Source organism: Streptomyces sp. bgisy100 (assembly GCF_057709105.1).
This window is the reverse complement of record NZ_JBYITE010000039.1, coordinates 42,915-68,150: the sequence shown is the minus strand read 5'-3', so window position 1 is coordinate 68,150 and position 25,236 is coordinate 42,915. Positions and strand designations below refer to the sequence as shown.

Annotated in this window: 20 protein-coding genes and 1 other RNA gene; 18 read left to right on the top strand and 3 right to left on the bottom strand. The window is 72.8% G+C overall.

Features of this window, described 5'->3' with window-relative positions; all coding sequences use genetic code 11:
• Nucleotides 1–612 precede the first annotated feature (612 nt).
• Nucleotides 613–813: a hypothetical protein gene (locus AC3EQ1_RS23365; RefSeq protein WP_351514855.1), complete on the bottom strand. Its 201-nt coding sequence runs from the start codon at nt 811–813 to the stop codon at nt 613–615.
• Between the two features lie 286 nt (nt 814–1,099).
• Here AC3EQ1_RS23365 and ftsE point away from each other — a divergent pair, with 286 nt between their 5' ends.
• From ftsE to ssrA, 5 genes are all read left to right on the top strand, one after another.
• Nucleotides 1,100–1,789 (top strand): cell division ATP-binding protein FtsE, encoded by a 690-nt coding sequence (ftsE, locus tag AC3EQ1_RS23360; protein WP_351514857.1) that lies wholly within the window; start codon nt 1,100–1,102, stop codon nt 1,787–1,789.
• Nucleotides 1,790–1,830: 41 nt separating this feature from the next.
• Nucleotides 1,831–2,748 carry a permease-like cell division protein FtsX gene (gene ftsX / locus AC3EQ1_RS23355; RefSeq protein WP_351514859.1) on the top strand — a complete coding sequence of 306 codons (918 nt, stop codon included), beginning with the start codon at nt 1,831–1,833 and terminating at the stop codon, nt 2,746–2,748.
• Between the two features lie 67 nt (nt 2,749–2,815).
• Nucleotides 2,816–3,997 carry a S41 family peptidase gene (locus AC3EQ1_RS23350; protein ID WP_432096292.1) on the top strand — a complete coding sequence of 394 codons (1,182 nt, stop codon included), beginning with the start codon at nt 2,816–2,818 and terminating at the stop codon, nt 3,995–3,997.
• Nucleotides 3,998–4,015: 18 nt separating this feature from the next.
• Nucleotides 4,016–4,495: an SsrA-binding protein SmpB gene (gene smpB, locus AC3EQ1_RS23345; RefSeq protein WP_351514863.1), complete on the top strand. Its 480-nt coding sequence runs from the start codon at nt 4,016–4,018 to the stop codon at nt 4,493–4,495.
• 187 nt (nt 4,496–4,682) lie between these two features.
• Nucleotides 4,683–5,053, top strand: a transfer-messenger RNA (tmRNA) gene (ssrA, locus tag AC3EQ1_RS23340).
• 119 nt (nt 5,054–5,172) lie between these two features.
• Here the strand turns inward: ssrA and AC3EQ1_RS23335 are convergent.
• Nucleotides 5,173–6,486 (bottom strand): MFS transporter, encoded by a 1,314-nt coding sequence (locus tag AC3EQ1_RS23335; RefSeq protein WP_432096291.1) that lies wholly within the window; start codon nt 6,484–6,486, stop codon nt 5,173–5,175.
• A gap of 83 nt (nt 6,487–6,569) precedes the next feature.
• On the opposite strand from AC3EQ1_RS23335, the gene AC3EQ1_RS23330 reads away from it, so the two are divergent.
• From AC3EQ1_RS23330 to AC3EQ1_RS23280, 11 genes are all read left to right on the top strand, one after another.
• The gene (locus tag AC3EQ1_RS23330; RefSeq protein WP_432096290.1) at nt 6,570–7,541 is read left to right on the top strand and encodes a LysR family transcriptional regulator; all 972 of its coding nucleotides are present in this window, start codon (nt 6,570–6,572) and stop codon (nt 7,539–7,541) included.
• 257 nt (nt 7,542–7,798) lie between these two features.
• Nucleotides 7,799–8,521, top strand: a complete 723-nt coding sequence (locus AC3EQ1_RS23325) for a hypothetical protein (RefSeq protein ID WP_432096289.1) — start codon at nt 7,799–7,801, stop codon at nt 8,519–8,521.
• Nucleotides 8,518–10,695 (top strand): bifunctional polysaccharide deacetylase/glycosyltransferase family 2 protein, encoded by a 2,178-nt coding sequence (locus tag AC3EQ1_RS23320; protein ID WP_432096288.1) that lies wholly within the window; start codon nt 8,518–8,520, stop codon nt 10,693–10,695. The genes AC3EQ1_RS23325 and AC3EQ1_RS23320 overlap by 4 nt, the downstream gene beginning before the upstream one ends.
• On the top strand, nt 10,692–11,948 hold the full coding sequence (locus tag AC3EQ1_RS23315; RefSeq protein ID WP_432096287.1) for an acyltransferase family protein: 1,257 nt from the start codon (nt 10,692–10,694) through the stop codon (nt 11,946–11,948). Before AC3EQ1_RS23320 ends, AC3EQ1_RS23315 begins: the two co-directional genes overlap by 4 nt.
• Before the next feature lie 106 nt (nt 11,949–12,054).
• Nucleotides 12,055–13,428 (top strand): MFS transporter, encoded by a 1,374-nt coding sequence (locus tag AC3EQ1_RS23310; RefSeq protein WP_432096286.1) that lies wholly within the window; start codon nt 12,055–12,057, stop codon nt 13,426–13,428.
• A gap of 430 nt (nt 13,429–13,858) precedes the next feature.
• The gene (locus tag AC3EQ1_RS23305) at nt 13,859–15,022 is read left to right on the top strand and encodes a uroporphyrinogen-III synthase (protein ID WP_432096285.1); all 1,164 of its coding nucleotides are present in this window, start codon (nt 13,859–13,861) and stop codon (nt 15,020–15,022) included.
• Nucleotides 15,023–15,840: 818 nt separating this feature from the next.
• Entirely contained in the window at nt 15,841–16,479 is a 639-nt protein-coding gene (locus tag AC3EQ1_RS23300; protein ID WP_432096284.1) for a sigma-70 family RNA polymerase sigma factor, read from the top strand.
• The gene (locus AC3EQ1_RS23295; RefSeq protein WP_432096283.1) at nt 16,476–17,243 is read left to right on the top strand and encodes a zf-HC2 domain-containing protein; all 768 of its coding nucleotides are present in this window, start codon (nt 16,476–16,478) and stop codon (nt 17,241–17,243) included. Before AC3EQ1_RS23300 ends, AC3EQ1_RS23295 begins: the two co-directional genes overlap by 4 nt.
• Before the next feature lie 208 nt (nt 17,244–17,451).
• The gene (locus tag AC3EQ1_RS23290) at nt 17,452–19,992 is read left to right on the top strand and encodes a HelD family protein (RefSeq protein ID WP_432096282.1); all 2,541 of its coding nucleotides are present in this window, start codon (nt 17,452–17,454) and stop codon (nt 19,990–19,992) included.
• A 417-nt stretch (nt 19,993–20,409) separates the two neighbouring features.
• Nucleotides 20,410–21,846: an NAD-dependent malic enzyme gene (locus tag AC3EQ1_RS23285; RefSeq protein WP_432096281.1), complete on the top strand. Its 1,437-nt coding sequence runs from the start codon at nt 20,410–20,412 to the stop codon at nt 21,844–21,846.
• Between the two features lie 334 nt (nt 21,847–22,180).
• Nucleotides 22,181–22,462: an HU family DNA-binding protein gene (locus tag AC3EQ1_RS23280; protein WP_351512681.1), complete on the top strand. Its 282-nt coding sequence runs from the start codon at nt 22,181–22,183 to the stop codon at nt 22,460–22,462.
• A 243-nt stretch (nt 22,463–22,705) separates the two neighbouring features.
• Here AC3EQ1_RS23280 and murA read toward each other — a convergent pair whose 3' ends face one another.
• Nucleotides 22,706–24,049 carry a UDP-N-acetylglucosamine 1-carboxyvinyltransferase gene (gene murA / locus AC3EQ1_RS23275; RefSeq protein ID WP_432096280.1) on the bottom strand — a complete coding sequence of 448 codons (1,344 nt, stop codon included), beginning with the start codon at nt 24,047–24,049 and terminating at the stop codon, nt 22,706–22,708.
• A 242-nt stretch (nt 24,050–24,291) separates the two neighbouring features.
• On the opposite strand from murA, the gene AC3EQ1_RS23270 reads away from it, so the two are divergent.
• Both AC3EQ1_RS23270 and AC3EQ1_RS23265 read left to right on the top strand, forming a co-directional pair.
• Nucleotides 24,292–24,870: a YqgE/AlgH family protein gene (locus AC3EQ1_RS23270; RefSeq protein WP_432096279.1), complete on the top strand. Its 579-nt coding sequence runs from the start codon at nt 24,292–24,294 to the stop codon at nt 24,868–24,870.
• A gap of 29 nt (nt 24,871–24,899) precedes the next feature.
• Nucleotides 24,900–25,193 carry a DUF3039 domain-containing protein gene (locus tag AC3EQ1_RS23265; protein WP_351512686.1) on the top strand — a complete coding sequence of 98 codons (294 nt, stop codon included), beginning with the start codon at nt 24,900–24,902 and terminating at the stop codon, nt 25,191–25,193.
• Nucleotides 25,194–25,236 lie beyond the last annotated feature (43 nt).

The window sequence follows — 25,236 nt, the reverse complement described above, 5'->3', positions numbered from 1 at the left end:
CCCCCCCCCCCCTCCCCCCCCCCCCCCCCACCCCCCCCCCCCCCCCCCCCCGGGGCCCCTGCGGCGTTCCGGCGCCGCGACGGCGCCGGAGGGCCGCGACGGCGCCGGAGGGACCCGGTCCGGGCCCGCGACCGTGCAGACGGTCACGGAGGGCCTCTGCGGGGCGTTTCCGGGGCCCTGTGGGGCACCGGAGAGGGTGGAGCCGGGTGGGGCGACAGGCGTACGGGGCGCTCGGGCGTACGGGGCGCGCGGGCGTGGGTGGCCGGTGTGCGCAGGGTGGCGTGAGCCGCCCGGCCCGGTGGCCGGCCGGCACCGCGCCGGGGGCCCCTACGCGACCGTCAGTCCTGCGGCGCGGGTGCCCGCCGGCTCCACAGCGGCCGGGGTCCGGGGGACATGGCTCACGGGCCCGGGACGCAGCGGCTCGCGGGCCCAAGACGGCTCACGCGGGCCGGGGACACAGCGGCTCGCGGCCCAAGACGGCTCACGGATACGAGACGCACCGGCTCACGGACCCGAGAGCTCACGGACGTGACGCGCGCGCACCGGCTCGCCGACACGCCGACGCGGCCACCGGGCCGCGCGGAATCGCGGCCGGGGCGGACCGGGCAGGGCTCAGGCGCCCTGCTGGGCCAGCACGGGCGCCAGCACGGCGACGGCGATCAAGGCCACCAGCAGGGCCAGCAGCGCCGCCGGGGAGAGCCCGCCGAACGGTCCTTGCTGCTGAAGCCGCTCGCGGCTCGCCCGGCAGACGGGGCAGCGGCCCTCGCTGACCGGGGCCGCGCAGTTGGCGCACACCAGACGGTCGCATGTCATGCGATCTCCTCCTCACTGTGGCCAACGCAGGCGGAAACACTCCGGTTCCCCCTACCACTGTGCCAGCTCCACCACGATTCGGCGCGCCCCGCTGGATTCCGTGACCCGGTCGTGGGTGGGAAGTCTGCGGCCAATGCGTCCTTTGTCCTGAATAGTGTCGTGAATCGGCGCTCAACGGCCGACCGACGTCTGCACGGCCCCTCCCGCTTCGCGTATGGTCACGCTCACCGACGGGAGCCCACCACGGCGTCCCGTGTCCCCTCTACAGGTCGACCCTGGTGCATCCGTGATCCGATTCGACAACGTCTCCAAGACCTACGCCAAGCAGACGCGCCCTGCTCTCCGCGATGTCTCGCTCGAGATCGAGAAGGGCGAGTTCGTCTTCCTCGTGGGGTCCTCGGGCTCCGGCAAGTCCACCTTCCTGCGGCTGCTGCTGCGCGAGGAGCGGGCCAGCCACGGCGCGGTGCACGTGCTGGGCAAGGACCTGGGCAGGCTCTCCAACTGGAAGGTGCCGCAGATGCGCCGCCAGTTGGGCACCGTGTTCCAGGACTTCCGGCTGCTCCCCAACAAGACGGTCGGCGAGAACGTCGCCTTCGCGCTCGAAGTGATCGGCAAGCCGCGGGGCCAGATCCGCAAGACCGTCCCCGAGGTCCTGGACCTCGTGGGGCTCGGCGGCAAGGACGACCGGATGCCGGGCGAGCTGTCCGGTGGTGAGCAGCAGCGCGTGGCCATCGCGCGGGCGTTCGTCAACCGCCCGATGCTGCTGATCGCCGACGAGCCGACGGGAAACCTGGACCCGCAGACCTCGGTGGGCATCATGAAGCTGCTGGACCGGATCAACCGGACCGGCACCACGGTCGTGATGGCCACGCACGACCAGCAGATCGTCGACCAGATGCGCAAGCGCGTCATCGAGCTCGAAAAGGGCCGACTGGTGCGCGACCAGTCGCGCGGTGTCTACGGCTACCAGCACTGATCCTGAGTCCCGTAGTCGCGGCCGCCCCCTGAAAGGACATCATGCGCGCCCAGTTCGTCCTGTCGGAGATCAGCGTCGGTCTCCGTCGCAACCTCACGATGACCTTCGCGGTCATCGTCTCCGTCGCCCTGTCGCTCGCCCTCTTCGGCGGGTCCCTGCTCATGCGGGACCAAGTGAGCACGATGAAGGGCTTCTGGTACGACAAGGTCAACGTCTCGATCTTCCTCTGCAACAAGAACGACGCGACGAGCGACCCCAACTGCGCCAAGGGTGCGGTCACCGAGGACCAGAAGCAGCAGATCCGCGCGGATCTGAAGAAGCTGCCGGTCGTCGACACCGTGCAGTTCGAGAGCAGTGACCAGGCGTACAAGCACTACAAGGAGCAGTTCGGCGACTCGCCGCTGGCCAGCTCCCTCACGCCGGACCAGATGCAGGAGTCCTACCGGGTCAAGCTGAAGGACCCGGAGAAGTACCAGGTCATCTCCAGCGCCTTCTCCAGCCGGCCGGGTGTGCAGCAGGTCCAGGACCAGAAGAACCTGCTGCAGAACCTCTTCAACCTGCTCGACGGCATGAAGTACGCGGCCCTCGGCGTCATGGCGCTGATGCTGGTCGTCGCGCTCATGCTGATCGTCAACACGGTGCGGGTGTCGGCGTTCAGCCGCCGCCGGGAGACCGGCATCATGCGGCTGGTCGGGGCGTCGAGCTTCTACATCCAGATGCCGTTCATCATGGAGGCGGCGTTCGCCGGTCTGCTGGGCGCCACCGGCGCCTGCGCGATCCTGCTGGTCGGCCGCTACTTCCTGATCGACCACGGCCTGGCGCTCGCGGACAAGATGCAGCTGATCAACTTCATCGGCTGGGACGCGGTCCTCGCCAAGCTGCCGCTGGTGCTCGCCACCGGGCTCCTGATGCCCGCACTTGCGGCTTTCTTCGCCTTGCGCAAGTACCTCAAGGTGTGATCTGTACCCGGGGCGCCGTACGGGCGATTGGCCGTACGGCGCCCTTCGGTGTCCTAGACTCACCCGCATGTCGGGCCCGTGTACGTTCCTCCGGCCCCGCAGCGTCCGCCGCGGGGCGGCCCTGACATTGGTCTTCGGGTGCGTCGTCGCCGCCGGGGCCGCTTCCGGTCTCTGGGACGGCGGGACGGCGAACGCCGCCCGGCTGCCCGCCCGTTCGGTGGCCCGCGCCGCCGACCGCGCCGAGGTCGCCCGGGCCGCCGCCGAGGCGATGGCGGACGGCAAGTCCGGTTCGCAGGCCGCCGAGGAGGTCGTCAGCCGCAGCGGTGACCGCTGGGGCGCCGTCTACAGCGCCCGCGAGTACGAGGATGTGCGGCAGGCCCTCGACGGCAGTTACGTCGGCGTCGGCATCTGGGTCCGCGGCGGCCGCGGCGGCCGGATCGAGGTGGCCCGGGTGCAGCCCGAGGGGCCCGCCGGGCACGCCGGCGTCCGGGCCGGTGACCGGCTCCGGACGATCGACGGCCGCACCATCACCGGGCAGCCCGTCACCGATGTGGTGGCCCGGCTGCGCGGCGCCGGGGACGGCGGTCGGCCGGCCCGTGCGGGCACGCCGGTCGAGCTCGGTCTGGAGCGCGGCGGGCACGCCTGGCAGGAGCCGCTGCACCGGGCGCGGCTGGCGACCGAGACCGTCACCGCCCGCCGGTGGGCGGCGGACCGCACCACGCGGATCACGGTCGGCTCGTTCACCCGGAGCACCGGGGAGCAGGTGCGCCGCGCGGTGCGCAAGGCCCCCGCGGGCGACGGCATCCTGCTCGACCTGCGCGGCAACTCCGGTGGTCTGGTCACCGAGGCCGTCACCGCCGCGTCCGCGTTCCTCGACGGCGGCCTGGTGGCCACCTACGACGTCCGGGGCGAGCAGCAGGCCCTCTACGCGCGGCAGGGCGGCGACACCGGCAGGCCGCTGGTGGTGCTCGTCGACGGCGGCACCATGAGCGCCGCCGAGCTGCTGGCCGGCGCGCTCCAGGACCGGGGCAGGGCGGTGGTCGTGGGCTCCCGGACGTTCGGCAAGGGCTCGGTGCAGATGCCGAGCGAGCTGCCGGACGGCTCGGTCGCCGAGCTGACCGTCGGCCACTACCGCACCCCCGCCGGGCGCCTCGTGGACGGCCGCGGCATCACGCCTGATCTGGCCGTGCGCGGGGGCGCCGAGGACCGGGCCCGCACAGTATTGAGTGGCCTCGGGGGCGGGGCATAGTGCGAGAATGGCCGGGCTATGGCTAAAGAGACGGGGCGCAAGCTGATCGCGCAGAACAAGAAGGCGCGGCACGACTACACCATCATCGACACCTACGAGTGCGGTCTCGTGCTGACCGGCACCGAGGTGAAGTCGCTGCGGCAGGGGCGTGCCTCCCTGGTGGACGGCTTCGCGCAGCTCGACGGCGGCGAGGCGTGGCTGCACAACGTCCACATCCCCGAGTACACCCAGGGGACGTGGACCAACCACAGCGCGCGGCGCAAGCGGAAGCTGCTGCTGCACCGCGCGGAGATCGACAAGCTGGAGAGCAAGTCCCAGGAGACCGGGCACACGCTCGTCCCGCTGGCGCTGTACTTCAAGGACGGCCGGGCCAAGGTCGAGGTCGCCCTGGCCAAGGGCAAGAAGGAGTACGACAAGCGGCAGGCGCTGCGCGAGAAGCAGGACAAGCGCGACGCCGACCGGGTGATCTCGGCGGTGAAGCGGCGGCAGCAGAGCTGATCCGCCGGGCTGCGCCTGCGTCCGCGTGGGCGCGGGCAGCTCATCGTCCGGCGCCGGGGCGTACGGCCCGCGGGCCGGGGTGTCCTTGACAGGCCGGGAATACGCTGGCACGGGTCCGCGTTGATCCCGTACGATGGCGCAAGCAGCCCGGGCACACGCCCGGCGCCGCAGATTGAAAAATCAACATGGGGATGATCGGTTTCGACAGCGGCTGTCGAAGCAGGGGAAGCGAGCCGAGGAAGCGGCAATGATCTCGTAAACCATATGTCGCAACCAATAAGTGCCGATAACAAGCGCACTCAGTTCGCCCTCGCTGCCTAAGTAGCGACTGGTGAACTTGTCAGCCCGGGGCTGTTCCCGACCCGGATCCTGGCATCAGCTAGGGAACTAAACCACTAGGCCCGGTCACGGGGCCGAGTGGGAAATCAAACAGTGACTGAGCCCGTCGGAGACTTGTCCGCGTGATCTCCGGGGCCGAGAAAATCGCAGCGGACTGCGCTCGGAGAAGCCCTGTTTCCGCACCGTTGGACGCGGGTTCGATTCCCGCCATCTCCACTCATCCCATGTGCGTCGAAGGCCCCAGCTGTTCTCAGCGGGGCCTTCGGCGTTCCACGGGACGTCATCCGGGGCGTTCCATGGGACGTCATCCGGTGGCGTTCACGAGCCTCCGGCCATGTTCACGGGGTCTCCGGCAGGGTGCCCGGGGAGCGGCGCAGGCCCCGCCGCAGCCGCCCGGCCCCGGCCGCGGCGACCGTCAGGGCCAGGGCTCCGGCCAGCGCCGGGACCCAGTAGCCCGCGCCGGGGCCGAGGTGTTCCACGGTCCGGCCCCCCGTGGCGGCGCCGGCCGCGATGCCCACCAGCAGCGCGGTGTACGCCGTGGTCATGCCCTCGTTGAGGCGTGCCTCCGGGATCAGTTGCTGGACCAGCGCCATCCCGGTGACCATCGTCGGCGCGGTGGCCGTACCCGCCAGGAACAGCCCCGCCGCCAGCGTCGGCAGGCCGTCGGCCGCGGTGAGCGGCAGCACCCCGAGGGCCATGGCGGCGACGCCGGTGACGAGGCGGCCCGCCGACGCGGCCCGGAGCCGCAGCGCGCCGAAGACCAGACCGGCCGCGGCGGAGCCGGCCGCCTGGAGCGCCAGGACGGCGCTGCTCGGGGCGGTGCCGCCCAGCGTGTCCACGGCGGCGATCGTCGCCACCTCCATCGAGCCGAAGAGCGCGCCGGTCGCCAGGAGGACGGCCAGCAGCACCCCGAGGCCCGGGACCCGCAGGGGCCCCGCCGACCGGCCGCCGGGCCGCGGGCGGACCGGGGGTTCGGTGGCGCGTTGGGCGGCGAACAGCAGGGTGCCCGCGGTCAGCAGGACCGCCGCCGTCAGCAGCCCCGCCTCCGGGGCGACCAGGGTGCACAGCAGCATCGCCAGCACCGGGCCCACCATGAAGCAGAGCTCGTCGAGGACCTGCTCGAAGGAGCCGGCCACGTGCCGGAGCCGGGGGCTGTCCCGGTGCAGATGGGCCCAGCGCGCCCGGGTCATGGCCCCGACGCCCGGGGCGCCGGAGGCGCCGGCGCAGCTCAGCAGCAGGGCCCAGGCGGGGGCGCCGTGGTGCACGCAGAGCAGCAGGGACGTCGTCCCGGTGGCGAACACCAGGGCCGCCGGAACGGCCACCCGGGCCTGCCCGTGCCGGTCCACCAGCCGGCCGAGCAGCGGGGCGGTGCCGGCGGTGACCGCCACCCCGGTGGCCGACACCGCTCCGGCCAGCGCGTACGAGTCGCGCTCCAGGGCGATCAGCAGCACGGTGGCGACGCCGAGCATGGACATCGGGAGCCGGGCCAGGGCGCCGGCCAGGGTGAAGGCGACCGCGCCGGGCGCGGCGAAGATCCGGCGGTAGGGGGTCAGCGGGCCGCGGCGGCGGGCGGGCGGTGGCATCCGGCGGTCGGCGGCGACCAGGGTGTCGCCGACCACGGTCAGCAGGGGCGGGTCGGAGGAGTAGGGCATGGCTCAACGGTCGTCGCCCGGAACGGTGTTGGTCCAACACCTGATCAGTGGCGATTCACGCATCCGTGTTGTTGACTGGCCGGGTGCCCCGAGACATCGCCCCGCGGCTGCTGCGCGCCTTCGTCACCGTCGCCGGTGAGCTGCACTTCACCCGGGCCGCCGCCCGGCTGTTCGTCGCCCAGCAGGCGCTGAGCCGGGACATCGGGCGGCTGGAGCGGGAGTTGGGGGTCACGCTCTTCCTCCGCACCACGCGCAGCGTCGAGCTGACGGCGGACGGGCAGCGGCTGCTGCCGTACGCCCGCCGGGTGCTGGCGGCGCAGGACGAGCTGGTGGCCGCCTGCGCCGACGGGGGCGGACGCCCGCTGCTGGTCGACGTCGGCTCGCCGTACGCCACCGCGCACCGGGTCCTCGCCGAGGCGCGGAGCGCCGCGCCCGGGACCGAGTTCTTCGCCCGCTTCCACAGCGGTCTCACCGGCGCGGCGGAGGACGTGCTCGTCGGCCGGCTCGATGTGTCGTTCGGCCGGGTGGCGGGGCTGGCCCCGGCCGTCCTGGCCCGGCTGGAGCACTGCCCGGTGCGGTACGAGCCGATGACCGTGGTGCTGCCGGCGGATCATCCGCTGGCCGGGCTGCCGGCCGTGCCGCTGGCGGCGCTCGCCGGGGAGTCCGTCTACACCGGTGCGGGCAACCCGGCGACCGCCGAGTGGACGGGGCTCGCGGACCTGCTCTTCGCCGGGCGCCGGATCGCCGCGCTGCCCCCGCTGCCGCCGATCGAGGGCAAGGACGAGTTCGCCCGGGTGATGCAGAAGCTGGGGCGGCCGGTGCTGGCCAGCGTGGAGTTCGTCGACATGCCCTGGGCGGTGCGCCGGCCGCTGGTGGAGCCGGTCCCGCTCTCCGCGGTCTCCATGGTGTGGCGCCGCGGGCTGCGTCACCCGGGGCTGGACGTGCTGCTTGAGGCGGCGCGGTCGCTGGGGGAGGCGGAGCGTTGGCTGGAGCGCCCCGCTGGTTCCTGGCTGCCCGATGTCGACGGGACACTGATGGCGTCCATCGGGAAGTAGCACCGGAGTGTCCGCACTTGGCAGAGAAATGACCGACTCCGACCGTTAAAAGGGGCGTGCGCCGGTGTGTCCCCGGTGTGCGCTAAGTTCCTCGTCCGGGCGCAATGCGGTAGGGGGCGCCTCGGGCCGGGTGGGGAGACCGGGCCCGACGGCAGATGCCCGGAGACGTCGCGTGCGCACCTCGATCGGCCTCTGCACCCCGGGATGTGCGTACACCAGTGGACAACTTACGAGACCCTGCCCTGCTTCGGAGTGCCGTGGCCCCGGGCGCCGGCCCGGCGCCCCTGGCCGACCTGGCCGATTACACCGGACTGGACGACGACGAACCGACCCGGCAGCTGCCGGAGGTGTCCCTCGGCGGGCCCCCGGGCACCGATGAGGACGGCGGACCGGTGTTCGTCGACAGCAGCGGCCGGCGCCGGCGCAAACTCCGGCGCATCGGCTGGATCCTGGGCGCGGGCTGCGCCGGGTACGCGGCCGTGCTGGTCTACTCGCTGCTCGGCGGCAACGCCGGTGCCCCCTGGCTGCTGATCCCGGGCGCCGACGACGACAAGCCGCGGGACGCCGTGGTGACGTCGCCCGAGAAGGGCGCCGGGGCGGAGCGCGGTGTTCCGGCCCCGGCCACCGGCGTGGCCGGCGCCGGTGCCACCGCCGGGCCGTACGCCTCCGAGTCCGGCCGGCCGGGCCGGCGGGCGTCCGCCGAGGAGCGCAGGCGCGACGGGAAGAAGGCCGCGCCGCGCACGGGCGAACGCGCCACGGCCGGCACCGCCGGTTCGAAGGTCACCCCGGCGCCCGGGCCGGTGACCGAGCCGGTCCCGGACCGGGACCCCGACCCCGGCGCCGAGCCGGGACCCGCACCCGACCCGGGCGCGGGGCCCGGCCCCGTACCCGCGGAGTCGGCGTCCTCGACGCCCGAGCCCTCGACCGGTTCCCCGGCCCCCGAGAGCTCGCAGCCGGCCCCCGAGGGCGGCACATCATGAGGTCCCCGCGCGCCCGCGGGCGCACCCGGCGCCGCAGGCTGCCGATGCGGCACCTGCTGCCGCTCACCTTCCTCGTGGCGCTGCTCGCCATGCTGATGCTCCGCGGCTACGTCCACAGCGAGATCCTCGCCGACCACCGGGTGCGGTCCGCCGCGCCCTCCGGGGAGGTCCCGGAGCGGATCCTGAGCGGCGGGCCGGTCCTCGACGCCCGCGGTGAGGGCCGGCCGGTCAGCCACCGGATCCCCGACCGGAAGGTCGTGCTGACCTTCGACGACGGGCCCGACCCGGTGTGGACGCCGCGGATCCTCGACCGGCTGAAGCAGCAGCGGGCGCACGCCGTCTTCTTCGTCACCGGCACGATGGCCGCCCGCTACCCCGAACTGGTGCGGCGGATCGTGGCCGAGGGGCACGAGGTGGGCCTGCACACCTTCAACCACCCCGACCTCTCGTACCGGTCCCGCTCCGGCATCGACTGGCAGCTGACCCAGAACCAGCTCGCGCTGGCCGGTGCCGCCGGGATCCGCACCTCGCTCTTCCGGCCGCCGTACTCGGCGACCGCCGACGCCCTGGACGACAGGTCCTGGCCGGTGACCCGCTACATCGGCAGCCGCGGCTACATCAGCGCCTTCATCGACACCGACAGCGAGGACTGGGCGCGTCCCGGCGTCGCCGCGATCGTCCGGAACGCCCTGCCCGCCAAGCGCGGCGCCGGGGCGGTCGTCCTGCTGCACGACTCCGGCGGCGACCGCTCCCAGACCCTGGCCGCGCTCGACCGGATCATCCCCGAACTCAAGGACCGCGGCTACACGTTCCCGACGCTGACCCGGGCCCTGAAGGCGCCCAGCGCGCACACCCCCGTCACCGGCGCCGAGCTGTGGAAGGGCAAGGCGTTCGTCCTCGCGGTGGAGCTGTCCGAGGACACCACGGACACCCTGGCCGTGCTGCTCGCCGTCGTCGGCTTCCTGGTGTTCCTGCGCTTCGGGCTGATGCTGGTGCTCTCCTGGGCACACGCCCGCAAGGTGCGCCGGCGCCGCTTCCGCTGGGGGCCGCCGGTGACCGAGCCGGTCACCGTGCTGGTCCCGGCGTACAACGAGGCCAAGTGCATCACCAACACCGTGCGTTCGCTGGTCGCCGGGGACCACCCGGTGGAGATCATCGTCATCGACGACGGCTCCGCGGACGGCACGGCCGACATCGTCGACGGGCTCGGCCTGCCCGGCGTGCGGGTCGTGCGGCAGCGGAACGCGGGCAAGCCCGCCGCCCTCAACAACGGCATCGCCCACGCCTCCCACGCCATCGTGGTGATGATGGACGGCGACACGGTCTTCGAGGAGTCGACCGTCCGCGAGCTGGTGCAGCCATTCGGCGATCCGCGGGTCGGCGCGGTCGCGGGGAACGCCAAGGTCGGCAACCGGGACACCCTCATCGGCGCCTGGCAGCACATCGAGTACGTGATGGGCTTCAACCTGGACCGCCGGATGTACGACGTGCTGCGGTGCATGCCCACCATCCCCGGAGCGGTCGGCGCCTTCCGCCGCGACGCCCTGGAACGGGTCGGCGGGATGAGCGAGGACACCCTCGCCGAGGACACCGACATCACCATGGCCCTGCACCGGGACGGCTGGCGGGTGGTCTACGCCGAGAAGGCCCGCGCCTGGACCGAGGCGCCCGAGACGGTCCAGCAGCTCTGGTCGCAGCGCTACCGCTGGTGCTACGGCACCATGCAGGCGATCTGGAAGCACCGCCGGGCGCTGGTCGAGTCGGGTCCGTCCGGCCGGTTCGGCCGGGTCGGGCTGCCGCTGGTCTCGCTGTTCATGGTGCTCGCGCCGCTGCTCGCCCCGCTGATCGACGTCTTCCTCGCGTACGGCCTGATCTTCGGCCCCACCGGGAAGACCGTGCTGGCCTGGCTCGGGGTGCTCGCCGTCCAGGCGGTGTGCGCGGCCTACGCCTTCCGGCTGGACGGCGAGAAGAAGACCCATCTGGTCTCGCTGCCGCTCCAGCAGATCCTCTACCGCCAGCTCATGTACGTGGTGCTGCTCCAGTCCTGGATCACGGCTCTCAGCGGCGGACGGCTCCGCTGGCAGAAGCTGCGCCGCACCGGGGCGGTCGGCGCACCCGTGACCGGAACGGTGCCGCGCGCCACCGGCGTCCTGGAGAAGGAGCGCATCGGATGACCGTCCGTTCCGCCGGCGCCGCCGCACGGCACCGGGCCGGCACCGGCAGCCCCGCCGCACCGGCAGTCGTCCCGGGCGGCGTCCGGCCCGGCCGGGACCGCTATCTGGATCTGCTGCGCGCCCTGGCGCTGGTCCGGGTCGTCGGCTACCACACCTTCGAATGGGCCTGGCTGACGCTGGCGTTCCCGTCCATGGGCGTGATGTTCGCGCTGGCCGGCTCGCTGATGGCCCGTTCGCTGGAGCGTCCGGCCCTCGGTGTCCTGCGGGGCCGGCTCCGCCGCCTGCTGCCGCCGCTGTGGCTGTTCGGCGCGGTGGCGCTCGGCGCCATGTTCCTGGCCGGCTGGCATCCGGAGAAGGGGGAGGGGAACTGGGGGTGGCTGCGCGTCCTCTGCTGGATCGTCCCGGTCGGCACCCCGCCCTACCCCTGGCACCTCGGCAGCCCGGACGGCCTCCTGGAGGACGGCTGGGCGTCGCAGGCCGCGGGGCCGCTCTGGTACCTGCGGGCCTACTTCTGGTTCGTGGTGCTGTCACCGCTGCTGCTGCGGGCGTTCCGGCGGCAGCCGTGGACCACACTGCTCGCCCCGCTCGGGCTGACCGCGCTCCTCGGGACCGGGCTGGTGGAGATCCCGGGCGCCACCGGCGAGGCCGTGACCGACTTCGTGGTCTACGGCTCCTGCTGGGTCCTCGGCTTCGCGCACCACGACGGGCTGCTCCGGCGTATCCCGGCGTATCTCGTCCCGTCGCTGGCACCGGTGTTCATGGCGCTGGGGCTGTGGTGGGCCACGGGGCACCCGGGCGAGGACGGCCTGGACCTCAACGACATCCCCCTGGCCCAGGCCCTGTGGTCGTTCGGATTCTGCGCGCTGCTCCTGAGCTTCGCCCCGGCCTGGCGGGAACTGCCGGGCCGGCTGGGACGGCTGGACAAGCCGGTCACGCTGGCCAACAACCGGGCGGTGACGATCTACCTCTGGCACGAGGTCGCGATCATGGCGACCGTGCCGCTGATCGATCTGCTGTGGGACGTGCCCTGGCTCGCCGACAGCCCGGGCTGGTCCGGTCTCCTGGAGAGCGCCGACACCGTACTGATGTTCCTGCTGGCCTGGCCGCTGATCGCGCTGCTCGTGCTGGGCTCCGGCTGGGCGGAGGACCTGGCCGCCGGGCGCCGGGTGCGGCTGTGGCCCAGCGGCGGCGGCCGGCGCCGGGCGGGCCGGGCGCGTACGGGGGCACTCACAGCACCCCCGGGCGGCGGGTGAGAGCAAGGTTTCGTCCGCGTCACCTGTCGCCACGGCGCTGAAACGCGGCCTCCCTACCGTCGGGTGGTGATGGCTGCCGCTCAGGCCCGACACCCGTGGAGGCGTGATGACCGCTCCGAGCACCACAGCCCGTAAGGGAGGCCGCTGGATCGAGCAGTGGGACCCGGAGGACACCGCCTTCTGGGAAGGGCAGGGCAAACGGATCGCCGGGCGCAACCTGGCGTTCTCGGTCCTCTCCGAGCACATCGGCTTCTCCATCTGGAGCCTGTGGTCGGTGATGGTGCTCTTCATGGGCCCGGAGTACGGGGTCGACCCGGCCGGGAAGTTCTTCCTGGTGGCGGTGCCCACCGTGGTCGGCGCGGTGCTCCGGATCCCGTACACCTTCGCCGTCGCCCGGTTCGGCGGCCGCAACTGGACGGTCGTCAGCGCCCTCCTTCTGCTGCTGCCCACGGCCGCCGCGGCGACCGTGATGCACCCCGGCACCTCCTACACCACGTTCGTGGTGGTGGCGGCGCTGACCGGGGTCGGCGGCGGCAACTTCGCCTCCTCCATGACCAACATCAACTCCTTCTACCCGCTGCGGAAGAAGGGCTGGGCGCTCGGGCTCAACGCGGGCGGCGGCAACATCGGCGTCCCGGTCATCCAACTCGTCGGCCTGCTGGTCATCGGCGTGGCCGGGGCCGGCCGCCCCCGGCTGGTGCTGGCGGTCTACATCCCGCTGATCGTGATCGCGGCGGTGCTGGCGGCCCTGCGAATGGACAACCTCGCGCCGGTGCGGAACGACACCGGGGCCGCCCGGGAGGCGGCCCGGGACGCCCACACCTGGATCATGGCGCTGCTCTACCTCGGCACCTTCGGCTCGTTCATCGGCTACAGCTTCGCCTTCGGCCTGGTCCTGCAGAACCAGTTCGACCGCACCCCGCTCCAGGCCGCCTCCCTCACCTTCATCGGCCCGCTGCTGGGCTCCCTGATCCGCCCCGTCGGCGGCCGGCTCGCCGACCGGATCGGCGGTGCCCGGGTGACCCTGTGGAACTTCGCCGCGATGGCCGCCGCGACCCTGGTGGTCGTCCAGGCCTCGGTGACGCGGTCGCTGCCGGTGTTCCTGGGCGGGTTCATCGCCCTGTTCGTCCTGTCCGGGCTCGGCAACGGCTCCACCTACAAGATGATCCCCGGCATCTTCCAGGCGAAGGCGGTCGCCCGCGGCCTGGCGGGGGAGGAGGCCGCGGCGTACGGGCGGCGGCTCTCCGGCGCCGCGATGGGGCTGATCGGCGCGGCCGGCGCGCTCGGCGGCCTCGGCATCAACCTCGCCTTCCGCCAGTCCTTCCAGACCACCGGCAGCGGCACCCCGGCGTTCTGCTCCTTCCTCGCCTGCTACGCCCTGTGCTCCGTCGTGACCTGGGCGGTATACCTCCGGCGCACGACGCCGACGGCCCGGACGGCCGAGCGGACGCGGCCGGAGCCCGCCTACGCTGAGATCTAGGGCGTGTTTCGAAAGTCCCGCCTGGCCGGAGGTGCCCGGCACGCACTCCCCCGTTGCCCTTCGGGCACGGGAGGTGCCCCCACGCTGCGTTGTCGGTCGTCGGCGCAGCCCGCTGCGCTCTCTCCCCCTGGGCCTGGCGGCCCGGGAGGTACCCCCACCCTCCGCCTTGCGATCGCACGCACCGGACACCTCCGGCCCCGCCCTTCGGGCGGACGACGCTACTTTCGAAACACGCCCTAGAACCGGTCCTCGGCAGCACGCGCCCGGGGGCGCACGGCCGGGGCGGTGGGCGCCGTAACAGCGGGGAAACACAGGAGTACCGCGCCCGTCACCGCCGGTTGACAGGATTCCGAGGACCCGGAAGAGCCGGGCGGGCCCGGGACGGCCCGCCGGCACACACGCACCACCATTGCGAAGCGGGACGAGAGCCATGCAGGAGAAGACAGAAGCGGCGGAGCGGGCCAGCGCTCCGCCGCCCCTCGCCGGATTCACCGTCGGCGTCACGGCCGCCCGGCGCGCCGAGGAACTGGGCGCGCTGCTGCAGCGCCGCGGCGCCGAGGTGATGCACGCGCCGGCGCTGCGCATCGTTCCACTCCCCGACGACACCGAACTCCTCTCCGCCACCAAGGAATTGATCGACACCGCCCCGGACGTGGTGGTCGCGACCACCGCCATCGGCTTCCGCGGCTGGATCGAGGCCGCCGACGGCTGGGGCCTCGGCGACGCCCTCCTGGAGCGGCTGCGCGGGGTGGAACTGCTCGCCCGCGGGCCCAAGGTGAAGGGCGCGATCCGGGCCGCGGGGCTCACGGAGGAGTGGTCCCCCGCCTCCGAGTCGATGGCCGAGGTCCTCGACCGGCTGCTGGAGCAGGGCGTCGAGGGGCGCCGGATCGCGCTGCAACTGCACGGGGAGCCGCTGCCGGGCTTCATCGAGGCGCTGCGGGCCGGGGGCGCCGAGGTCGTCGGTGTGCCCGTCTACCGCTGGATGCCGCCGGAGGACATCGGCCCGCTGGACCGGCTGCTCGACGCCACGGTGTCCCGCTCCCTGGACGCGGTGACCTTCACCAGCGCACCCGCGGCGGCCTCCCTGCTGGACCGGGCGCGGGAGCGCGGACTGCTGACGGAGCTGGTCGAGGCCCTGCGCCACGACGTGCTGCCGGCCTGCGTCGGGCCGGTGACCGCGCTGCCGCTGGAGGCCCACGACATCCCCACCGAACAGCCCGAACGCTTCCGGCTCGGGCCGCTCGTCCAGCTGCTCTGCGCCGAACTCCCGGGACGGGTACGGCCGTTGGTCGTCGGTGGCCGCCGGGTGGAGATCCGCGGGCACGCGGTGCTGGTGGACGGCGAGCTGCGGTCGGTGCCGCCCGCCGGCATGGCGCTGCTGCGTGCGCTGGCCCGGCGGCCCGGCTGGGTGGTGTCGCGGGCGGACCTGCTGCGGGCGCTGCCCGGGGCGGGCCGGGACGAGCACGCGGTGGAGACGGCGATGGCCCGGCTGCGGACGGCGCTGGGCGCGCCGAAGCTCATCCAGACCGTGGTCAAGCGGGGTTACCGGCTGGCGCTCGACCCGGCGGCGGACACCAAGTACGGGGACGCGTAGACGCCGTTGGCGCGGCCTCCCGCCCCGGGGCGCGAGGCCGCTGTCACCGTGGCGCGAGGCCCGATGTCCCCAGGGCCGAGGCCCGTTGTCCCCAGGGCGGGGGCGACCCGGTCGGGGTACCCCGTTACGGGGGGTTCGATTCCGGACCTCCCGGGGCCTCGTTCCTGCCCTCCCGGCCATCGGGCCGTGCCGTCGGCGATCCGCCGGCGGTCACCATCGGTCCATCAGGGGCCAAGAGAAGTCCCGCGGTGACCAACGCCGAATCCTGAAACGTCAGGGCTGCGCACCGACGGACTTCACCGCCCCGGCCATTCCTGGCGATTCCTCCGCGATGCGGAATGTGTCCGCTGTGTCGACTCTGCGGAAATGAAGCGGATTCCGTCCCGCGCCCCGCGGAAATTCCGAGTGTGAGACGCGTCATGCCGCGAGCCGTGAACTGCCGCCCCGCCGCGCCCGTATTGCCCGCCGCCTGCCGAGCGATCCGCAAACTTTTTGTCGCGGCGTTGAGTCGTTCGAGAGCCCCGCGCGTACTCATGGGGGAAGCAGCGAAAAGCCCGCGTCCACCAGATCCTTGGGGGAAACACCCATGCGCCAGTCCGACCGCGCCCGACCGCACGCGGTGTCCGCCCCCGCCGTTGCCGCCCTCCGCCGCACGGCGGTCCGCGACGACGGTCTCCCGGACTCGGGCCAGAGCGGCGGAGATTCCGGAAACTCCTCGGGCCACTGACCGTTCCCCCACGCCAGTGGTTCCGAGGACGGGCGGGGGTCCGCCGCAGACGAGGGCTGCGGACCCCCGCCCCACTTCGTGGCTTCCGTCAATGACCGTTCCCAGCCTTTCTCCAAAACTGGGACTCGACCAGGAGGTTCGGGTGCGCAAGGATGCGGCCGTGGTCGAACATCGTCCTTCAAGAACGCGCCATAGGGCCGAGAAGCCCCGAGTCGGCACCCCCGTGCCGGACGAGGAGCTCATGCGGGCTCTCTACCGCGAGCACGCAGGTCCGTTGCTCGCCTACGTCCTCCGCTTGGTCGCGGGTGACCGCCACCGCGCGGAGGACGTCGTCCAGGAAACCCTGGTACGGGCATGGCGGAACGCGGACCAACTGAACCGGGCCACCGGCTCGGTGCGGCCGTGGCTCGTGACCGTCGCGCGGCGCATCGTCATCGACGGGCACCGCAGCCGTCAGGCGCGCCCGCAGGAGGTCGACCCGTCACCTCTGGAACTCATGCCCGCGGAGGATGAGATTGACAAGGCTCTGTCACTCATGACGCTCTCGGATGCCTTGGGTGACCTCAGTGACGCGCATAGGGAAGCGCTCGTCGAGACATACTTCAAGGGTCGGACCGTCAATGAAGCGGCAGAAAAACTCGGCATACCCAGCGGGACCGTGAGATCCCGTGTTTTCTACGCGCTGCGCTCCATGAAGCTCGCGCTCGAGGAACGAGGAGTGACGGCATGACAGCGTACGAGCGCCATTCAGAGCACGAGGCCGTCGGTGCCTACGCGCTCGGCGTGCTGGACGCTGCGGACGCGGCCCGATTCGAGGACCACCTGGCCTACTGCGAGCCCTGCGCACAGCAGCTCGACGAGTTCATGGGTCTCGAACCGCTGCTCGCCACGCTTGCCGAGACTCCCTCCGCGGTACCCGATCCCGCGACCCTCCACGCCAAGCCGACGCCGCAACTGCTGGACCGGCTGGTCGACGAGGTGGCCGTGCGGCGGACTCAGCGCCGGCGCCGAGGCCTGTACCTGGTGGCCGCGGCCGCCGCGCTGATCATCGGCGGACCGGTGATCGCCACGGCGGTGACCGCGGAGAACACCGGCTCCAACGTCGCCCTGCCGCACGCGCACTCCACCAGCCCGGCAGAGGACGCGTTCTTCAACCACATGACCGACAAGGTCAAGGGAACCGACCCCGGCACCAAGATCGCTGCCACGGTCGGCACCGAGAAGAAGGCCTGGGGCACCCACACGGTTCTGGAGCTGAAGAACGTCAAGGGCCCCGAGCGCTGCAACCTCATCGCCGTGTCCAAGAGCGGCGAGGAAGAGGTCATCACGTCCTGGGGCGTCCCCCGATGGGGTTACGGCATCCCGGGCAGCAAGCACGAGGCCGGCAAGAAGCCGCTGTACGTCCACGGCGGTGCCGCGATGTCCCGCGACGACATCGACCACTTCGAGGTCCGGACCTTCTCGGGCAAGCGCCTCGTCTCGGTCGACGCCTGATCGCACCCCGGCGGGCCGCGTCCGCAGCCGTCCGGCTGCCCGCGCGGCCCGCTCCGGCGTGCCCGCCCGCCGCTCCTCCGGCGCACCCCCACTGACCGGGCCCTTCCGCTCCGGACTCCCCCTCCCGGCCCCGGACGGGCAGGCGTGCACCGCACGCCCCCGTGGCGTACGGTTGACGGCTGCCCAGCACGTCAGAAGGGGGATCCGGGTGGCCGCGCAGGATGCCGCAGTCGATTCGGTTCGGGACCGCGAGATCGGGGTCGAGCAGGAACATCTGGACCAGGTGTACCGGCGCCTCGAGGAGAAGATCCACGAAGCCGAGTTCCTGATGGACGACGCCGCTCGCCGCGGCCAGGTCGGCACGCCCGGGGCGCTCGCCGAGCGCGACGCCCAGGTGTTCCGCGCCGGCGTCCACCTCAACCGGCTGAACAGCGAATTCGAGGACTTCCTCTTCGGCCGGATCGACCTGCTGCTGGGCAAGGACGGCAAGCGCGGCCCGGACGGCGCCTACACCTCGGTGGAGCCCTCCGAGGACGCCGTGCGCACCGACGAGGCCGGGGCGTACGGCGACATCGCCGAGACCCTGCACATCGGCCGGCTCGGGGTGCTCGACGCCGACTACTCCCCGCTGGTCATCGACTGGCGCGCGCCCGCCGCCGCGCCCTTCTACCGCTCGACGCCCAAGGACCCCGGCCGCGTGGTGCGCCGCCGGGTGATCCGCAGCAAGGGCCGCCGGGTGCTCGGCGTCGAGGACGACCTGCTCAGACCCGAACTGACCGCCACGCTCGACGGCGGGGAACTGCCCGTGGTGGGCGACGGCGCGCTGATGGCGGCGCTCGGCCGGGCCCGCAGCCACGCCATGCGGGACATCGTCTCCTCCATCCAGGCCGAGCAGGACGAGGTGATCCGGGCCCCCGCCGCCTCCGTCACCGAGGTCGGCGGCGGCCCCGGCACCGGCAAGACCGCGGTGGCGCTGCACCGCGCCGCGTACCTCCTCTACCAGGACCGCCGCCGGTACGCCGGGGGCATCCTCGTGGTCAGCCCCACCCCGCTGCTGGTCGCCTACACCGAGGGCGTGCTGCCGTCCCTCGGCGAGGAGGGCCAGGTCGCCATCCGCGCGGTGGGCTCACTCGTCGACGGGGCCGAGGCCACCACCTACGACGAACCGGCGGTGGCCCGGATCAAGGGCTCCTCCCGGATGCTCAAGGTCCTCCGCAAGGCGGTCCGCGGCGCCCTGGAACTGCCGCGCCCCGGCGCCGACGGCACCGCGCCGCCGGACGTCCCCGAGCGGCTCCGGGTGGTCGCCTTCGGCAGCCGCATCGAGCTCGGCCCGGAGGACCTCCAGCACATCCGCCGGACCGCGCTCGGCGGCACCGCGCCCGTCAACCTGCTGCGCCCGCGGGCCCGCCGGCTGGTGCTGGACGCCCTCTGGGCGAAGTCCGGCGCGGGCCGCCGGTACAGCGACCCGGAGCTGGCGGCCGAGGCCCGGCAGGCGTTCGACGACGACATCACGGGCGAGCCCTACTTCATCGACTTCCTCGACGCCTGGTGGCCCGAGCTGACCCCGCGCCGGGTGCTCGCCGCGATGGCCGACGAACGGCGGCTCGCCCGCTGGTCGCGCCGGGTGCTGAACCCGCGCGAGGCCCGCCGGCTGGCGCGCTCCCTGCGGCGGCTGGACCCCGAGGGCCGGGGACCGCTCTCCGTGCACGACGTGGCGCTGCTGGACGAACTGCACACCCTGCTCGGCGCGCCGGCCCGCCCCCGCAAGCGGGAGGCCGACCCGCTCGACCAGCTCACCGGCCTGGACGAGGTCACCACCTTCGCCGACCGCACCGCCGGCCGCCGCAGCCGCACCGAGCGGCTGGAGGAGGAGCGGACGGACTACGCCCATGTCATCGTCGACGAGGCGCAGGACCTCACGCCCATGCAGTGGCGGCTGGTGGGCCGCCGCGGCCGGCACGCCACCTGGACGGTCGTGGGCGACCCCGCGCAGAGCTCCTGGTCGGACCCGGACGAGGCCGCCGAGGCGCGGGACGAGGCGCTCGGCCCCCGGCCGCGCCGCCGGTTCACCCTGACCGTCAACTACCGCAACCCGGCGGAGATCGCCGAGGTCGCGGCCAAGGTGCTGGCCCTGGCCATGCCGGGCATGGAGTCCCCGGCGGCGGTCCGCTCCACCGGCACCGTGCCCCGCTTCGCCGTCGCGGCGAACGTCACGGCGGCGAACGTCACGGCGGCGAACGTCACGGCGGTGGACGGCACAAGGACGAACGTCACGGCGGTGGACGGCACGGGGACGAACGGCACGCGAGTGAACGGCACCGGACCGGACGACCCTGCGGCGAACGGCGGCCCGGCGGGCGGCCCCGCGCGGGCCGGCGCCCCCGCCCGCGAGCGGAACCGGGACACCGCCGGAGCCCTCGGAGCGGCCGTCCGCGAGGAGGCGGAACGGCTGCTCGGCGAGGTGGACGGCACCGTCGGCGTGGTCGTCGCCATGGACCGGCGCGAGGAGGCCCGGCAGTGGCTGGCGGGCCTCGGCGAACGGGTGGTGCCCCTGGGCAGCCTGGAGGCGAAGGGCCTGGAGTACGACGCCACGGTCGTCGTCTCGCCCGCGGAGATCGCGGACGAGTCCCCGGCCGGCCTGCGGGTGCTGTACGTGGCGCTGACCCGGGCCACCCAGCGGCTGACCGTGCTCTCCGGCGAACGGGACGCTCCGGACGCGGACGGGGTGCCGGATCTGCTGCGGGACTGACGTCGGCTGACCGGGTCGATTTCGGACCAACTGGCCGCCCAGGAATGACTTTCCGGGGCTCTTTGTTAGCCTGAGTGTGGCACCGGCCCGATCCAAGCCCCCGGGCCCAACCTTAGTCGCTTCGAGCGACCACTTGCCGCGAGGCGAGCATGGCGGGTCGGTGCCACCTTCGTTCGCACCTCGGGCGCCCCTCCTCCGCGGAGGGGCGCCCGAAGTGCTGTGCGGGGGGCGCCCGATGCGGGGGCGTGCGCTGGTCCGGCCCGCTGCGGCCGGCGTCTCCCGGCCCGCTGTACGGGGCCCGGGGCGTCCTGGCCGGTTACCGTGTACCGGCTGGTAGGTGCGACGATCGTACGGCGCGTCCCGGTATCCCTGTGGTCGCGCGTCACGCGAAACAAGGGAAAGCAGAGGAAGTCCGCCATGGCAACGGCGCCCAGCGTCTCCTACTCGATGACCGTCCGGCTGGAGGTGCCGGCGAGCGGCACGGCCGTCAGCCAGCTCACCACGGCCGTGGAGTCCTCCGGGGGCTCGGTGATCGGTCTCGACGTCACCGCTTCCGGCCACGAGACGCTGCGGATCGACGTCACCGTCGGCGCGACCTCCACCGCGCACGCCGACGAGATCGTCGAGAAGCTGCGCGGCATCGAGGGCGTCCACCTGGGCAAGGTCTCCGACCGTACCTTCCTGATGCACCTCGGTGGCAAGATCGAGATGGCGTCCAAGCATCCCATTCGCAACCGTGACGACCTCTCCATGATCTACACCCCGGGTGTCGCCCGGGTCTGCACGGCGATCGCCGCCAACCCCGAGGACGCCCGCCGCCTCACCATCAAACGCAACTCCGTCGCCGTCGTCACCGACGGCTCGGCGGTGCTGGGCCTGGGCAACATCGGTCCCAAGGCCGCCCTGCCGGTGATGGAGGGCAAGGCCGCCCTCTTCAAGCGCTTCGCCGGGATCGACGCCTGGCCGCTCTGCCTGGACACCCAGGACACCGACGCCATCGTGGAGATCGTCAAGGCCATCGCCCCCGGCTTCGCGGGCATCAACCTCGAGGACATCTCCGCGCCGCGCTGCTTCGAGATCGAGGCCCGGCTGCGCGAGGCCCTCGACATCCCGGTCTTCCACGACGACCAGCACGGCACCGCCATCGTCGTCCTCGCCGCGCTCACCAACGCGCTGCGGGTGGTCGGCAAGGCCATCGGCGACGTCCGGGTCGTGATGTCCGGCGCCGGCGCCGCGGGCACGGCCATCCTCAAGCTGCTGATCGCGGCCGGGGTGCGGCACGCGGTGGTCGCCGACATCCACGGCGTCGTGCACGCCGGGCGCCCCGACCTGGTCTCCGCCGACCCGGAGTCCCCGCTGCGCTGGATCGCCGACAACACCAACCCCGAGGGCGTCACCGGCACCCTGAAGGAGGCCGTGGCCGGTGCGGACGTCTTCATCGGCGTGTCCGCGCCGAACGTGCTCGCGGGCGAGGACGTCGCCGCGATGGCGGACGACGCGATCGTCTTCGCGCTCGCCAACCCGGACCCCGAGGTGGACCCGGCCGTGGCCCGGCAGACCGCCGCGGTGGTCGCCACCGGCCGCAGCGACTTCCCCAACCAGATCAACAATGTGCTCGTCTTCCCGGGCGTCTTCCGCGGCCTGCTCGACGCGCAGTCACGCACGGTGAACACCGAGATGATGCTGGCGGCCGCCGCGGCGCTCGCCGACGTGGTCACCGAGGACGAGATCAACCCGAACTACATCATCCCCAGCGTCTTCAACGACAAGGTCGCGGGCGCGGTCGCGGGTGCGGTCCGGGACGCCGCCAAGGCGTCGGGACCGGCGGTGACCGGGGTCACCGCGGAGCAGTAGGCCGGTTCCGGCAGGCCCGGGCACGGCGCGTCGCGTGACTCCGGGCCGCAGTGGCCCCCATAGGGTGACGGGGGCAGAAAAGGGTCGCACACCCTGAAGCGAGGCCCTGCGGTGCGCTGCCGGGAGTGGACGGAGCGTCACAAAGTGAGGCAGTGGCGCTTTCCGTGTGACTCTCGAGGGTGCCGGATTGGCTTTCCCGCCTCAGGTGGGGGCAGGATGCGTATCGCGGGCGCGAGGGTCTGGCTTCAGACCCGGGTCCGGGGACTGTCCGAGGGCCCTGGCAGCATCGGCTTCGATCTCACGCCTCATTGGCAAGATGAACACGGGAGTAACTATGAACCGCAGTGAGCTGGTGGCCGCTCTTTCCGAGCGCGCCGAGGTGACCCGCAAGGACGCGGACGCCGTCCTGGCCGCCCTCGCCGAGACCATCGGTGAGGTCGTCTCCAAGGGCGACGAGAAGGTCACCATCCCCGGCTTCCTGACTTTCGAGCGCACCCACCGTGCCGCTCGCACCGCGCGTAACCCGCAGACCGGCGACCCGATCCAGATCCCGGCCGGTTACAGCGTGAAGGTCTCCGCGGGCTCCAAGCTCAAGGAAGCCGCCAAGGGCAAGTAAGGCCACAGACAACGCAGAGGGCGGCCACCCCTTCCGGGGTGGCCGCCCTTCGTCGTGCGTGCGGTGCCTCTTCGTGCGTGCGGGGCCAGGGCCGTGCCGTGTGGGCTGAGGCCCCGGCCGGTGCGGGGCCCCCGCCGGGGCCCGCCGCCTCCGTCACAGGCGCCGGGGGCCCGGTCACGGCCCTGGGCCCCGTCCGGCTGCCCGCGGGCGCCCAGGGGCGGGCCCGGCAGCCGGACGGCGGGCTCAGGCGCTCGTGGAGCCGCCCGGGAGCTCGACCTTCGCGCCCAGCTCCACCAGCTTGCTCATGAAGTTCTCGTAGCCGCGGTTGATCAGGTCGATGCCGTGCACCCGGGAGGTGCCCTGCGCCGCCAGCGCCGCGATCAGGTACGAGAAGCCGCCGCGGAGGTCCGGGATGACCAGGTCGGAGCCCTGGAGCCGGGTCGGGCCGGAGACGACCGCCGAGTGCAGGAAGTTCCGCTGCCCGAAGCGGCACGCGGAGCCGCCCAGGCACTCGCGGTAGAGCTGGATGTGCGCGCCCATCTGGTTCAGGGCGGAGGTGAAGCCCAGCCGCGACTCGTACACCGTCTCGTGGACGATGGAGAGCCCGGACGCCTGGGTCAGGGCGACGACCAGCGGCTGCTGCCAGTCGGTCTGGAAACCGGGGTGGACGTCGGTCTCCAGCGCGATCGCGTTCAGCGGGCCGCCCGGGTGCCAGAAGCGGATGCCCTCGTCGCCGATCTCGAAGGCGCCGCCGACCTTCCGGAAGGTGTTGAGGAAGGTCATCATCGAGCGCTGCTGCGCGCCGCGCACGTAGATGTTGCCCTCGGTGGCCAGCGCCGCGCTCGCCCAGGAGGCCGCCTCCAGGCGGTCCGGGAGCGCGCGGTGGTTGTAGCCGCCCAGCTTGTCGACACCGGTGATCCGGATGGTCCGGTCGGTGTCCATGGAGATGATCGCGCCCATTTTCTGCAGAACGCAGATCAGGTCCTCGATCTCGGGCTCCACGGCGGCGTTCGACAGCTCGGTGACGCCCTCGGCCAGCACGGCCGTCAGCAGCACCTGCTCGGTCGAGCCGACCGACGGGTACGGCAGGCGGATCTTGGTGCCGCGCAGCCGCTGCGGAGCCTCCAGGTACTGGCCGTCCGCCCGCTTCTCGATGACCGCGCCGAACTGGCGCAGCACGTCGAAGTGGAAGTCGACCGGACGGCCGCCGATGTCGCAGCCGCCCAGGCCCGGGATGAAGGCGTGGCCGAGCCGGTGCAGCAGCGGGCCGCAGAAGAGGATCGGGATGCGGGAGGAGCCGGCGTGCGCGTCGATGTCGGCGACATTGGCGCTCTCCACCCGGGACGGGTCGAGGATCAGCTCGCCGGACTCGTCACCCGGCCGGACAGTGACGCCGTGCAGCTGGAGCAGCCCGCGGACGACGCGGACGTCGCGGATGTCGGGCACATTGCGCAGCCGACTGGGCTCGCTTCCCAACAGAGCGGCGACCATGGCCTTCGGCACGAGGTTCTTCGCGCCGCGGACACGGATCTCGCCCTCGAGCGGGGTGCCGCCGTGGACAAGCAGGACATCGTCGGTGCCGGTCATGGATCTCGCGTTCCTGGAGTTGGGCAGGGGCCAAAGGGAAATGGTAAGGGCCGAGTGGCCCTGTCCCGTAAGGGCGAGAACGCCACGGTCACGTCATGAACGTGTGACAACACGCTCCGTCCACCGATCGCGCCGCTGGGTCACCGGGCGCGCCCCCGCTGCCGCCGTACGCCCCGTGCTGCCATCAGCCACGTAGCCCGGTTGACTCCCCGCGCGGGGCGAACGTGCGGGATCATGTGCTCATGACCGAGGTGTCCTCCCTCACAGGACGGCTGCTGGTGGCGACACCGGCGCTGGCCGACCCGAACTTCGACCGCGCGGTGGTGCTGCTCCTCGACCACGACGACGAGGGGTCGCTGGGGGTCGTCCTGAACCGGCCGACACCGGTGGGGGTCGGTGACATCCTGGAGTCTTGGGCCGAGCTGGCGGGGGACCCCGGCGTGGTCTTCCAGGGCGGTCCGGTGTCGCTGGACTCGGCGCTCGGCGTGGCCGTGGTGCCCGGCGAGGCCGGAGCGGTCGTGGGGGAGGGGCCGCTGGGCTGGCGGCGGGTGCACGGGGCGATCGGGCTGGTCGACCTGGAGGCGCCCCCGGAGCTGCTGGCGGCGGCCGTCGGCTCGTTGCGGATCTTCGCCGGTTACGCGGGCTGGGGGCCGGGCCAGCTGGAGGAGGAGCTGGTCGACGGCGCCTGGTACGTGGTGGAGTCGGAGCCCGGTGACGTGTCCTCGCCGGACCCCGAGCAGTTGTGGCGGGCGGTGCTGCGGCGGCAGCGCAACGAGCTCGCCATGGTGGCGACCTACCCCGACGACCCGAGCCTCAACTGAGCAGGGCCGCGTTGAGTACCCTTGCCGATATGAGCACTCTTGAGCCCGAGCGCGGGGCAGGGACCGGCACCCTCGTGGAGCCGACGCCGCAGGTGTCGAGCGGTGACGGCGACCACGAGCGCTTCGCCCATTACGTCCAGAAGGAAAAGATCATGGCGAGCGCGCTGGAAGGCACGCCCGTCGTCGCACTGTGCGGCAAGGTCTGGGTCCCGGGGCGCGACCCCAAGAAGTACCCGGTGTGCCCGATGTGCAAGGAGATCTACGAGTCCATGGGCGCCGGTGGCGACAAGGACAAGGGCGGCAAGGGCGGCGACAAGAAGTAACGGCCGCCCGCCCGGCGGACGCCGGGACGCAACTGGGCTTCCA